This window comes from Portibacter lacus, from assembly GCF_021533215.1.
Lineage (GTDB): Bacteria > Bacteroidota > Bacteroidia > Chitinophagales > Saprospiraceae > Portibacter > Portibacter lacus.
Genome location: NZ_JAJNKA010000018.1, coordinates 1 through 13565, shown reverse-complemented (window position 1 = coordinate 13565; position 13565 = coordinate 1). Strand labels below are relative to the sequence as shown.

14 protein-coding genes are annotated in these 13565 nt (G+C 35.8%); 2 read left to right on the top strand and 12 right to left on the bottom strand.

Features of this window, described 5'->3' with window-relative positions; all coding sequences use genetic code 11:
* Positions 1-9 precede the first annotated feature (9 nt).
* Entirely contained in the window at positions 10-789 is a 780-nt protein-coding gene (locus L2586_RS22010; RefSeq protein WP_235295124.1) for an SGNH/GDSL hydrolase family protein, read from the bottom strand.
* 39 nt (positions 790-828) lie between these two features.
* Between L2586_RS22010 and L2586_RS22005 the strand changes: the two genes are divergently transcribed.
* Positions 829-2124, top strand: a complete 1296-nt coding sequence (locus L2586_RS22005) for an MFS transporter (RefSeq protein ID WP_235295123.1) — start codon at positions 829-831, stop codon at positions 2122-2124.
* On the opposite strand, the gene L2586_RS22000 is transcribed toward L2586_RS22005, so the two are convergent.
* The 11 genes from L2586_RS22000 to L2586_RS21950 form a co-directional block, all read right to left on the bottom strand.
* Entirely contained in the window at positions 2121-2786 is a 666-nt protein-coding gene (locus L2586_RS22000; RefSeq protein ID WP_235295122.1) for an NAD(P)H-binding protein, read from the bottom strand. The two genes, L2586_RS22005 and L2586_RS22000, sit on opposite strands and share 4 nt — an antisense overlap.
* A 61-nt stretch (positions 2787-2847) precedes the next feature.
* Positions 2848-3213, bottom strand: a complete 366-nt coding sequence (locus tag L2586_RS21995) for a hypothetical protein (RefSeq protein ID WP_235295121.1) — start codon at positions 3211-3213, stop codon at positions 2848-2850.
* A gap of 40 nt (positions 3214-3253) precedes the next feature.
* Positions 3254-4615, bottom strand: coding sequence for a vanadium-dependent haloperoxidase (locus L2586_RS21990; protein ID WP_235295120.1), 1362 nt, complete (start codon positions 4613-4615; stop codon positions 3254-3256).
* A 42-nt stretch (positions 4616-4657) separates the two neighbouring features.
* Entirely contained in the window at positions 4658-5146 is a 489-nt protein-coding gene (locus L2586_RS21985; RefSeq protein ID WP_235295119.1) for a hypothetical protein, read from the bottom strand.
* A gap of 26 nt (positions 5147-5172) precedes the next feature.
* Complete coding sequence (locus tag L2586_RS21980) at positions 5173-5568, bottom strand: group III truncated hemoglobin (RefSeq protein ID WP_235295118.1); 396 nt, start codon at positions 5566-5568, stop codon at positions 5173-5175.
* A 42-nt stretch (positions 5569-5610) separates the two neighbouring features.
* On the bottom strand, positions 5611-6045 hold the full coding sequence (locus tag L2586_RS21975) for an RrF2 family transcriptional regulator (RefSeq protein ID WP_235295117.1): 435 nt from the start codon (positions 6043-6045) through the stop codon (positions 5611-5613).
* A gap of 125 nt (positions 6046-6170) precedes the next feature.
* A complete protein-coding gene (locus L2586_RS21970) occupies positions 6171-6818 on the bottom strand; it encodes a hypothetical protein (protein WP_235295116.1) in 648 nt (215 codons plus the stop codon).
* A 4-nt stretch (positions 6819-6822) separates the two neighbouring features.
* Positions 6823-7329, bottom strand: coding sequence for an RNA polymerase sigma factor (locus L2586_RS21965; RefSeq protein WP_235295115.1), 507 nt, complete (start codon positions 7327-7329; stop codon positions 6823-6825).
* Between the two features lie 190 nt (positions 7330-7519).
* Positions 7520-9973 carry an outer membrane beta-barrel protein gene (locus tag L2586_RS21960; RefSeq protein WP_235295114.1) on the bottom strand — a complete coding sequence of 818 codons (2454 nt, stop codon included), beginning with the start codon at positions 9971-9973 and terminating at the stop codon, positions 7520-7522.
* A 78-nt stretch (positions 9974-10051) separates the two neighbouring features.
* Positions 10052-11803, bottom strand: a complete 1752-nt coding sequence (locus L2586_RS21955; protein WP_235295113.1) for a S41 family peptidase — start codon at positions 11801-11803, stop codon at positions 10052-10054.
* A 5-nt stretch (positions 11804-11808) separates the two neighbouring features.
* Positions 11809-12378: a YceI family protein gene (locus tag L2586_RS21950; RefSeq protein WP_235295112.1), complete on the bottom strand. Its 570-nt coding sequence runs from the start codon at positions 12376-12378 to the stop codon at positions 11809-11811.
* Between the two features lie 195 nt (positions 12379-12573).
* On the opposite strand from L2586_RS21950, the gene L2586_RS21945 reads away from it, so the two are divergent.
* Entirely contained in the window at positions 12574-13428 is an 855-nt protein-coding gene (locus L2586_RS21945) for a winged helix-turn-helix domain-containing protein (RefSeq protein WP_235295111.1), read from the top strand.
* The last annotated feature ends 137 nt before the right edge of the window (positions 13429-13565 follow it).

Sequence of the window (13565 nt, the reverse complement as noted above, 5' to 3'; positions counted from 1 at the left end):
TTCAATATATTAATTTTGAATTACATTATTGATAACAATAAAGTTTGCAAAATCTTTTCCCCATTCTTGGTAGGTCAATTCAGAAGGATGGACGCCATCACTAAAGAAATCTTTATACGTATAATTTCCTCCCAACTTCTCTATCCATTCTGGCACATCTAATATTGCTGGGTTATAATATACGCCGTCCATTTTAGCCACTAAGCGCTCTAATTCTACACCATGTATCTCAACTAAGTTTCCGATCGTAAACTTTATTAATGGAGTAAATGCTGGAAACTCTTTAATAGGAGGCATGTTGGTAAATGCTATAGGCGTTCCAGGGAATTTAGATTTTAAATCTTGAATAAGTGCTTCTACTTCTTTTTTCCACTTCCAGGGTTTATTTAATGTAAATGCATCATTCCCGCCTAAGCCAACGACCAATAGATCGACTTGATCCTCTGTGATTTTTGGGATTATTTTCGATTTCACTCTTTTCGCCGTGTATCCACTTCGAGCGTAAACCTTCCAGTGAACATTGACCAAAAGCAACTCAGAAAGTCTTTTTGCGAGTAATCCTGTGAATCCATTTTCATGCTTATCGACACCAACTCCTGCGATTGTACTCTCACCAATGGTTAGGATGTTCAAAGTACGATCACTTCCAGAATCAACGATTCCCTCTATCCCTTCAGCCTCAGGTAATAACGGGACTGATTTACGAACCTTCTTACCTTGTAAGTATAAAAGAGGCAGCAATGGAATGGAGACGACAGCTCCTAAAAGATATCTAAGTTTTAAAATCATGGCTCAAAGTTAATTCAAAACTATTATATTGATGGCTATATGACTGCAGTTTCAAGTACGATTAAAGTAAATGATAAGAAGACCATTAATGGTTGGGCGATTTATGATTGGGCGAATTCAGCCTATTTCTTAGTAATATCAACGGCAATTTTCCCTGCCTATTTCTTGTCGAATACGCCTGAAATAGTAAGTTTGTTAGGGATGGAAATGACGAATAGTAGTCTTTATTCTTACGCGGTTTCATTTTCTTATATCGTGATTGTGTTGCTTTCTCCCTTGTTATCTGGGATTGCTGATTTCGGAAATAAGCGAATGTATTTTCTGAAACTGTTTACCATTTTTGGCTCCTTGGCGTGTATTGCCTTATATTTCTTTGCTGGGGTAGGGCAGATGTGGCTCGGAGTAACTGCTTTTATTCTAGCGACGATCGGATGTGCTGGAGGAATTGTGTTCTACAATGCCTACTTACCTGAAATTGTAACAGAAGATAGATTCGATGCGGTGAGTGCTAAAGGATATTCCTTTGGCTACATTGGTTCTGTCTTGTTATTAGTGATGATACTAGTGCTGGCGATGAAGCCCGATTGGTTTGGAATTACAAGTGAAACCTTGCCTTATAGAATTGGATTTGTGATGGTGGGATTATGGTGGATTGGGTTCGCGCAGATTACTTTTAAGCGGTTGCCAGGTAGTGGGTTAGGGAAGATTACCAAGGAAATGATGTCGAAAGGAGTGGGGGAGATCAAAGGTGTCTATCAGAAATTGAAACAACAACCCAATATTTTAAGATTCCTGACGTCGTTCTTTTTTTACAGTGCTGGAGTGCAGACCGTTATTTATTTAGCATCCGCATTTGGTTCTAAGGAGTTAGGATTCGATACAATTAATCTGATAACGGTTATACTTATACTTCAATTCTTGGCCATGATCGGCGCATATTTATTTGCTCAAGTTTCGAAAAGAATCGGCAACAAGTGGGCGTTAATAATAATGAATACAATATGGATTGCCATCTGTTTCGCTGCATTCTTTGTGGTAAGTCACATGCAATTTTATGTTATAGCTGGATTTGTGGGCTTAGTTATGGGAGGAATTCAATCACTAAGTAGATCCACCTACTCTAAGATGGTAGATGAAAACAAAGAAGACTTAACTTCCTATTTTAGTTTCTACGATATTGTTTATAAATTATCGGTAGTAGTAGGGACTTTTGTTTTCGGATTGATAGAGCATTTGACTTCGAATATGCGTTACAGTATACTAGGTCTCGCGATATTTTTTATCATCGGAATTTTACTCTTAACAACAGTAAAAGTAAAGTTCAAGGCAGCTTAGTCTTGAACTAGCTTCATGAAATCGATCCAAGTTAGTTCTTCGTAACCTTCCCCGGTTGTTTCAATATTTTTCGCCATCGCCATACCTAAGTTTTCCACTTTTATTCCTCTGTATTTTTTCATTGACCCAAAGAAAACTGGATTTAATATGGGCCATAGGACAAGAGTTAATCCTTGCATTAATCCATATCTATTTTCAGGAGTTAGGATCATAGATGGCATGAAAATACTTAGTCGCTTGAAGTTGAGTTTTTTTAATTCTTCGACTAATTGGCCTTTAGATTTTATATAATAATTCTTGGCATTGGGATCGATTCCCACGGAAGCAAGAAGTTGGAAATGGTCCACACCAGCTGCCTTACAAGCTTTGGCAAATTCGAGTACAGCGGTATAATCTACTTTTCTGAAATCCTCACGGCTAACCTTAGATGGCTGGCCTACACCTAAAGTACAAAACGCGGTATCATGGTTAGGAAGGTATTCTTTGTAAGAATCTGGTTGATGTATGTCAATGTTATATTGTACTAGTTTTGTTTGCTCTATACCATCAATCTTTCTTCTTCCAAGTGTTGTGATTTTCTCTACATTGGACATCGGAAGTAAAGCGAGAAGGGCTTGATTACCTACAGCGCCGGTTGCTCCTAAAAAGATGATTGATTTCATGGTTCTGAATTAAATATTGATTTGCAAAATGGTAAAGATAGCATTCACATAGAAAACGCTCCTATTTGTTTTCTAGTGAGTCATAGATCCTGCGGCCTAAAGCTACTTGTTTCCAGAAGCCGGTTACATCTCTTGTAATTCTTAACTTATTCGTTGGGTTGATTATAGCATTGGAATAAAAAGAAAGTAAATAGCAGATGATGTCCAGTTTATGAAATGTCGTTCTGTAGGCTGGGTTCAGTTCAGGATCATCAGCGAAACATACTTTACCTTCTGAGATGTAATTTTCTTGATAGACTAAATGTAGGTTTTTGCTAACTAAGGAAATGAAAGTAGGTTTCAGTTCAGTTTTTAACAAGAATTGAATCGAGCACTCACTAATATCAGGATCAAGGTTAAAGATGTCATAGATGATTAATTGATCCATTATTTAATGTCAGTAAGTGCTCGTTTCTATGTTTAAAATATTATCTCCAAGGTAACTCGTTGACTCGTTGGCCAATGATGAATCCCATTTCCGTTGCTGCATTAGAATCCGAAACGAAATGAACGCCAAGTGGAACTCTACTATAGGCATTTTCTAGTGCCATTTCTCTAAAGGAATTAAACGATCGTGGTTTGCTTAGAAATTCAGTTCTTCCTTCGTGACTTCGATCGGTGAAGTTATAATTTTGGCCAAAAATGCTTTCTAGTACTACGGAGGCAGAAGAGCCGAAAGTGGCATGCCCTGAAGGGTAAGAAGGAAAATTAGGCGTATAAAATCCACCAGATCCATCTGGACACATGATGGTATTCCAGTCTGGCGCACCCATGTGTGTTCTTATGAAATCGATAGGTCTTAGGGTATTAAATCGATATTTTTCTCCCCAACATCTAACACCAGCATCGGACAATGCCATTCCTACTTTCGCGTAAGCAACGACAGATTCTAACATATCGCTTCGCTCTATAGCAATGACTTGATTCGTAATACTTATCCATCGGCCTGCTGGGCTGAAAGTCAGAATCGGGCAGTCGTCACTCCAGAATTCTCCGATCCAATAATCCTCGTGTTTTTCACCGTTTCTAATTTGATTGACCAAGTTGAACGTTTGGTATGCTTCTTTGAACAGTTTAGAATTTGAATCTCCACTATATGCTGGTGGCGGAGGAACTCCTACAGACTGGACTGCAGAGAATGTTCTGACATTTCCCCATCTCGGTAGCAGTGCTGGAATATAGTCAGGATAAGTTGGTTTCCAAAGTCCTTCACCTGCTGGTGGAATGTAGGTAGGGTCATTGTTGTATAAGTAGGCCTCATGTCCGAATTGGTCTTGTGCTGACCATTCGTAAATAGCCTCAGCTACTTGCTGGCCATATGATGACGACCGAGCATATATTTCTGGTGAGCTGGTTGACTGAAGATCGTCTTTTAATGCATGACTGATGTCTAACATTAAAAATTGTTGTTCTGCTGGAGCTGTAGGGAAAAACAATTCAAATGCTCTTTCATAAGCTGCATTAACGGCAACTTCGTAATTGTACTCTTCGTTAGGATCAGGATCGTCTACGATTAAGTTATTAAAATGCCCAGCGAGACTTTTGTATTTTCCATTGCTTCCATGGACAATGGTTTCATAGGCAATTAAGTTGATATAGGCATTATTTCGAGCAGACACAGGCGGTTTATATCCTGGTGTGAATCTTTCCATAACTAGAAAGAGTTGATTCCATTTTAGAGGAATATTATGTGAATATTCAGATGCAGGTGTGTCTACGGTTTGAATTTCATCTTTCTGACAAGCACCGACCAACAAAATCAGCGCAAAAATTAAGTAATAGTTCTTCATAACAATTAGAAATGCATGGTTTTATAAATAGATGTTAAGTTTTTAATGACAATCTGCATTTAGGGTCTTTTTTCTTAATGCTCTTAACTCATTAAGTGTTTTTTCATCACTTTCTTCAACAGATTTTTCGAAAAAAATCATCCTTTCGGATTCGATTCGTTTTAATTCTTTTTTAAGGTTTATAATTTGGGCACCCATCTCTTGATCCCTTTTTTCTGTTTCGGTTAATTTTTCCTTTATGTCATCACTCATGGATTGGTACGATTCGAACATTCGAATCAGATCTGCATTTCTTACTTTGAGCATGTTGTTTTTTTCTTCCGCAGGCATGTCTTCTGGTACTTGCTCATTAAGCAGAATATTAATTTGGGCCCAGTCATTATTAATGCTGTCTTTCATGGATTCAAGTAAACAGAGCAATTCTTTTTCTTGGTTTATCAGTTGGTGAAATTCGTTATATGGAGCTTCGCTTTGTGTACAATTCATAACCAAAACAAAAACGAATAATAAGTAAATGGGTTTGTTTTTCATGGTGTTTAATATATTTTATGACATATTTATAACAATGGGTTAGTTTGGCTTTTCTTATAATGTGCAATTTTCATTTGAAACATTTCAGCCATTTTACTAGCTCTCCATTTTGCTTCTTTTGCTTTTTCTCCACTGAATTTTTCATCTATGGTTTCATAGAATAAAGCTTGCCATCGATCAAAGTGTTTTCCTTCGACTGGAAGTTTCATATGTGGAGCAAATGGAGCACCGAGGTAGGTGTGTTCTTTTAATAAAACGGTCTGCCAGAATCTATACATTTTGTCCAAGTGAATGTCCCATTTATCACCGATTACTCTATTAAAAATAGGAGATAGTAAATCATCTTGTCTGACTTTTCCGTAGAATGTATCGACTAGATTTTTAACATCGTCTAATACTAGTATGTCTGTTTGTTCTATCATATTCTATATCGGATAAATTTATCCGAGTTTGTTTAAAATTTTTTAACGTACTAAAAATGAAGTCCCTTCGTTTATATCATCAGCAAGTTCTTGGAGGGTAGTAGTTTCCAGCATTTTTTTCAGATCGTCCCTAATACTTTTGAACTGAAAGTGCATCGGACAAGGTTTCTTCGCGTTACAATTCTTATAACCTAGTCCACATCCATTATAGATGTTATCTCCATCGATTGCTTTCACAATATCTAATAGGGTGATTTTATTAAAATTGTCTTCTGACATTTCATAGCCGCCTTTCGCACCTTTAGAAGAATTAATAATATCATTTTTAGCTAAAGATTGTAGTATTTTCGCAGTGAATGCTATCGGGGAATCTATTTTTTCTGCGATGTTCTTTAAGCTTACGCGCTCATGTTGCTGAGAGCGAATGCATATATGAACGGTTGCTTTTATTCCGTATTCACAAGCCTTGGAAAACATTTAATCTTTATACTGTTCAGCGCAAATATAATATTTATTTTTAATTTGGATAAATTTGTCCGCTTTAAAAAAAGTGGATATTAAGATAGCTTGATTAGACTTTTAAACAACGCTGAGAAAGCAAATTATTTTGATTCATATTCCTTGAGTTGGTCAAGTATTTCCGTTGACTTAATTATCGGATCCCACTCGATTCCACTAAAAAAGAATTGATTCACTTTATTTTCCATTTTGTCAATGTTTAGGTTTCTATAAAGCCAAACAGTAACGGCACAGAAAGCAAGAAAAACAAGCAAGTTTACACCGCCGTAAACAAAGGTCGATGTTCTTAATGCATTGATACTTATCCAGCAAACTGACCAGAATGGAATCTGCAGGATTGCTAGTTTTGTAGTATTAAATGTTGAAATTTTAAGAGCAGAGAGTTTGGCTTGTACATTGATCACATCATCATCTTTATTGATTTGTCCGATAAGGAATCGTTGATAGATATAAGCGATCATCACAATAGACATGATGATAGAAATGGCACCGAATCCAGCAGCGACAAAGTATCCACCTGCTTTGATGGCTATTGCTGTAATAGCATAAAGTAATACTAAATAGGGGATTCCTAAAAAGATGACAGAAGTCTTAAATGTTCTAAGCTGATTGATGGTTTTATTTAGTTTGTCTTTGGTCAAGTTAAAGGTCAGTTTTTTATTCAATGTAAGTACCTGATCTAATTTTTGATCATATGATTTCCAGATGTTTATTAATTCGTTATCGTTCATTTTTCTATTTTTTTGTGGCTTGGAATTTATCTTTTAATATGGTTTTGATTCTGTTAATCTTGGTCGAAATATTAGTGGGCGTGATTCCCATTATATTAGAAATTTCTTTGTGACTTAATCCATCTAGATGCAGCAATATCAGGGCGCGATCTATTTCTCTTAATTCTTTGATGAATTGCTGTAAAAGCAGCAAATTTGAGTCTTGCTGAAATACGTTAATTCCTTCAGAACTGGTTTCTATGATTGTAGAAAGGTCTTCGGTTCTTTCATTTCTTTTTCGATTCTTCCTGTAAAATGAAATGGAAACGTTAAGCGCTATCCGATATATCCAAGTGGAATATTTATACTTCGGATCATACTTATGGAAAGATAGCCAAAGTTGCAAGGTGATCTCTTGAACAAGATCTTTTTGGTCCTCAGCATTTTTGCAATAAGAGGTTGCGATCTTGTAGATAATACCTTTATGGTCTTCGATTACCTTAAGAAACTGTTCTCTATTTTGTGTTGCCAATGTGAAATCTGTTTACTTCATTATTCGCACGGATTGCTATAATGTCACAAAAATTAAACACATTTTCAGAAAAACATGAATTTTATTACCGTTTGGTAGCAGAATCTATAATCTGGAACATGAAACAAAGAGCTTAGATGATAGGTCCATTGGAACCGGAACTATAAAATTGACATCAATAAAAATGACCTTAGCCCTGTACTCGATTTTGCTCTTCACTTGATCCTTTACTATTATACTTTTGCTTTTTCAAAGTTGATTTTCCAAACCTCCATGCAAATGTCAGGGAAGCAACTCTTGAGTCATATTTACTATCCCAATTTGCGTCCGTTAGCCTAAGGTTGTTAATGACTCCTGAGCCACGTCTTGTGTAGAATATATCATTTACGGCAAATCTTATAGAGCCTTTATCATTCAAGATTTTCTTTCTGATTCCAAAATTCATTTGTCCCCAACTTTTTAATAACAACTGCGCATACACCACATCACTGCTGTAATTTCCAGAAATTTCTCCACTCCATCCTTTGCCGAAAGTAAAGCTATTCGTCGCAGATAAGTAATAATTGATTCCGCTTGAATTCAATTGTTCTGTGTACAATTGGCTTTCAAAATTCACATAAGACATGGATAGATAAGTGTTGAGATTATACCATTTTGTAACGGGAATGCTTCCTTCTAAGGACAGTGTCATGGACTGATTGCTAGCAATATTTCCAGGTCTGCTGTAGTAAATGCCGTCTCTGATTTCTAGCGTTTCTTGTATACCGTCTATCGTTTTAGAATAATTTAAAGTAGTCGTGATGTAGCTTTTCCACGAATGAGAAAGTGAAAAATTGTGTGAGTATGTCGGAAGTAAATTTGGGTTTCCAGAGTAAAATGTAAATTTATCTAGAGGGCTAATAAAAGGATTTAGGTCTTGGAAGTAAGGTCTGTCTATTCGTCTTCCATAGGAGAAGGTCAAAACATTGTTCGATAATGAATCGAGCTTGTAAGTAGAATAGAATGTTGGAAATGCAGTTGTATAATTTCTTGTGAAATCCGAAGCAGCAACTTCTTGGTTTCCCAGTTGTTCTCCTATGAGCTTCGTAGATTCAAGTCTGACGCCGGCCTGAATACTTATATCGCCAAATGTTCTAGCATAATTTAAGTAGGCGGCATTGATCCATTCTTTGTAAAGGAATCTGTTGCTTAAGCTGTAGTCAGGACTTGTTACGTTGTCTATGGTTGTTGAATAAATGGCTTCATTATCGGTATTCGTATATGCACTTTTTAATCCTGCTTCGAATTTAGATTCATCTTTAAACTGTTTAGTATAATCTGTCTTTGCGCCTAAAATGTTGATTTGTGATGGTATTTCACCATTGATCTGATCTTGATAAATAAGTACCTCATTATTGTCATGAAGTGTATTTTCAAACAGTTGAATCGCTCTAGAAAAATAACTAGCGTAATCAGCGTCCAGCGTTATAGAAGAACCAATAGTATCTAAAAGATGCTTGGTATAAAAATTATAGACATGATTCTGGAATTTCCGATTGGTCTCATTTGCAGCTCCTACGGTTTGTAATAATGAATTGTTTGAATCTGTAATTAATGCGGTGCTTTCATTGTTTCTTAGCATTGGATTTGAATTCACCCTATAGGATATCCCGATAGTTGTTTGCTCTGTAGCATAGAAGTCAAGACCAACATTGGAAGATGCATATTTTCCAGCTCCGAAATTGAAAGAGTTTTGTTCAAAAGAGGTTAATCGTTCGTTATTTTGATTTTTGTAATACCTGTTAATGTTCAAGTCTTGGAAAAAATTAAAAAAGCCAGCAGATGAATTGGCGTAGAGGCTAATTTTATTTTTGTTGTAATTTAGGTTTAGACTATTGTTACTAGATGTATACCTAGTCTGTCTTAAGCCTGAGATAATATTGCCATTGAAGCCTTGAAGTTTGTTCTTTTTAAGATTGATATTGATAATTCCGGAATTTCCTGCAGCATCGTATTTAGCAGGTGGATTCGTCATGATTTCTATGTTTTTGACACTTCCTGCTGGCAGAGACTTAAGATAGCTTTCTAATTCAGTTCCGGATAAATTAGATGGTTTATCATTGATGTATATCGCGACACCAGCTCGACCCTTTAAAAGAATAGAACCGTTATTGTCCAGTGAAATTCCAGGTGCACGTTCTAGTACTTCCAAAATGTCTTTGCCAGCGTTAGATATTAATGCATCCACATTGACAACCGTTCGATCTATTTTTCTTTCGATATATGGTTTCTTAGCAGTAATGGTTACTTCCCCTAACAAATTCACAGCTGGGCTAAGAGAAATAGGTGCTGGTAACTTGATTATTGCACCTTGATCAATGGATATATTTTGTTGGTGTTCCTCATATCCAATGATATTGACCTGAAGGATATAATTTCCTGCCTTAATTTTAACAATGCTAAAGCTGCCATCTACATCTGTGAATTCAGATTTCACAAAAGTTGAATCTGGTAATTGCTGCAGCGAAACCATGGCTAAGTCCATACCTTTCTGATGCTCGTCTACGATGACCCCAGAAATTTCACTTAGTTGTTGAGCCTGGAGACTTTTGAAACCAATGAAACTAAAGGTTAATAGGCATATAATGGAAATAGATAATTTCATATTGATCATTTTGACTTAATGAGTTGTCAAATTATTTAAATTATTAATTATCAGCGATTGTTTTCGACTAACGAGGACTTATTTCTTGATTAAATTCAGTGTAAATGCTTTAACTGCATCCTTTCTTTTCAAATATTCATCTATGCTTTGAGTGACGTAGTAATCTGGTAATACACCGGTTTCATCATTATCAGAAGAGGTCATTGAAACATGAGTATTGTTGGCCACGTAATAAACCAGTCTAGTATTTTTCAGCCTGCATACTTCTTGGCCAGCTGAGCAAAAGTGGTTAGAACCTAACTCCTCACCGACGATTGTTCCTAATTTTAGGGCTTTTGCAATGGACATGAAATGACCTGTAGTTGAATTTCCTATACCGTCAATGATAAAGAAAACGTTGCCTTTATATCTATTTTCAAATGGAGTGATGTTTAATTTGTCAAGCTCTTTATCTTCTCCTTTCGAGTCAATATGTGTATGGTATGAAAATGTTTTGTCCGCAAGATACCTTAGTAAAAAGATACTTGATTCCATAGACCCTCCTCCATTGAAACGAAGATCAATAACTAGATCCGTTATTCCTTTATTGCTAATCTGCTTAAAACTGCTATCTATGAATTCTTGGAAAACAGTAAGGTTGTTCCAGGGGTAGTAGTTAAAAGTTGAAATAGTCATTATCGCTACATCCTCCTCGAAGTCAAGGCATAAATCATCCTTGCATCTTTTGATCGATGAGTCTTTTACTGGTGGTAAATAACTTTCTGCTTTCTTAAGGGTAACAACATCCGAATGGTCTTTAATCTCTAAATTATATGTTTCTGGAAAGTCTAGGGCAAATGGGATAAGGACACTTGACAATTGATTAAATGTATGTTTTTTAGTAGTCTCAATGTAGCCTTGAGATGGAATATGTTTGTATATACCGCTGATGATGTTTGCGACTTTAATACCATTAATACTTAAGATTTCATCTTTTGCCGAAACGAGATCGTTGTTTTTCAGTGGATCTGTTATGAATAGCTGCTGATCAACCCACCGAACGATAACAGGAACTCTTAAGGGTACTGGTAACATTTCATCTTCAAAGTAGAAATCACCTGATGAAGTGTGTGAGCAATTTAAGCTCGCTATGATTTCATTGCAATGCCATCGAAACTGACTAAATGTTGTTTTTGCGGTTATCTGATCTTGTTTTTCCTTTATAATATTCCAGAAGTCTTCCTCTGAAATAAATTTCAGTGCATTAGGATGAACTTCTAAGAGCCTATTTCCCAGTTGTTCTAAATCATCTTGATATTCTTGGATGGAGTAGACCTTTTCGAATTTCTCAGCATTGGTTTCGAATTTCGTGTCTGGAAATTTAAGGAGCATTATTTGATCCTCAGCGATAAAATTATTCGGATTCATAGAGAATGATTTCTCATAGTTTGCTAGTGCTTTTTTCTTTTGCCCATGTTGCAAATAAGCTTCACCCAGACTATCATAAGCGTTAGCAGACTCTGGGAATTCTTGGACGATTAACTTGAAGATTTTTATGGCTTCATCGACCATGTCACTCCACAAATAAGAATAGCCGAACATCGTTAATTCATCTTCATTGCTAAAATCGTACTGGTCGAAACTTTCTAGTTTCAACTTCTGATAAAGGTCTATTCTATCTTGAACTGATAATTTGGGATTCTCCTTTATTCGTTCTACGATGGATATTTTCTGACTTGCTGAAACGGAAGTGCTTTCTGAATGATTCGAGGGTATACTGCTTTGCTGACCGCAAGAAGTGAGAAAACACAATGCTATAATGCAAAGGTATTTATTGATTATTTTTTTCATCTTTATTATTTTGTAATTATTGCAACTTCGAATTGAATGGCATCGGATATTATATTGTCTTGAACATTGGTAATACTAGGAGACCCGAAATTGATACCCCAAAGTACACGATTTATAATAAATTTAGCCAAAAGCTTATTTGGGTTTTCGTTATTTGCTTGGAATTCGATGGGTAATGTAATGCCTTTTATGGTTAGATCTGCAGTAATATTTAGTTGATGAGGGTGTTGGTCTTTTTCGATTTTTTTAATTTTTAATGTTGCTGTTGGAAATTGATTAACGTCGAAAAAATCTTCATTCTTAAGATGGTCTACAAGCATTTCGCTATAATCTCCATCGGTATTTGCAATGGTATTCATATCGATCGTAAAGCTTCCACCTACTAAATTTCCATCTGTTTTGATGATTCCGCCAGATTTTAATTTGACTATTCCGTAGTGATTTCCGAAACTAAAGAGGTGTGAACCTTTCCATTTGACTTCACTTTTTTCTAGGTCAATGTTAATTTCTTCCTGTCCTGTTATCGAAAAAAGAACAAGGAATAAACACGCTAGAGATAACAATAATTTTTTCATCTTTCTAAGTTTTGAGTAAATCTAGCTTGGATGTCTGTTAAGAGTGTCAAATAAATGTGAAAGAAGTGTCAACACTTGTAAAATTTGGATTTATTATCATTAATTTGTTTCAAATAGGAAATGCGAATCGTTGTAATAGAGTGAAAATTGACATGTCATGATCACATTATTTTAAATTTTAAATGAGAATATATTTTGAGAAAACCTGGATTACAATTTATTTTTCTGAAGTTGATCGCAGTCTTGTTGTTATTAAATCTTTTGTCTTGTTCAAAAGTGGATGATGAATATTCAGAAATTGTGAAAATTGCATTAAGGGATGCAGGGAATAAATTATTGTTAACTAATCAGGATTCTACATCTCGTGTTTTACCGATTACAAAAATTGGAAATAATAGATATCAGTTAAGTTTCCAAAATACACTTTCGATTCAGCCAGACAGTCTTGTATCTATAATGGAATCAAGTTTGGCGAAATTAGGAATTCCAGAGCATTATCGGGTTGAAGTTTTGCAATGTGAGGATAGTGAAGTTGCCTACAGTTATGAGATGATGTCGGTTATAGATAATTCAGAAATTCCATGTGCGGAAAGAGACTTGCCCGATGCCTGTTATATTCTCCAAGTTCGATTTCTTAATGGGCCGGATTTGGTTTCGATCACCTACTTGATTTTACTCGCTATCGTTATTCTTAGTTTTGGCTTCGCATTTAGAAAGAAAGAAGATCCTGAACTCGCTGCAGTAGAACGGAATTATGCAATGATTGGTAACTATGAGTTTCACTTAGAACAAAGCAAACTGGTGTTCAATCAGGAAGAATCTAACCTAACAAAGAAAGAATGCGAATTACTAGAAATACTAAATGAGCGTATTAATGAGACGGTGAAAAGAGATGAACTTATGAAAAGGATATGGGAGGATAATGGTGTTTTTGTGGGAAGGAGTTTAGATACGTATATTTCGAAATTGAGAAAAAAGTTGAAATTAGATTCTTCGATTAAGATTTCTAATGTTCATGGGGTGGGGTATAAATTAGAGGTTCAAGTATAATGGGGGTGATTGTCCTTTTTCCTTTGATGAAAAAGAACGAAAAAATCATCGCTGTGAAATTTAATCTAAAATTGATGCTTCCACCCGCTGCCAATAAAACTCCTCCCGCTGGTCGTCAAACAGTTATTTGCATTTTT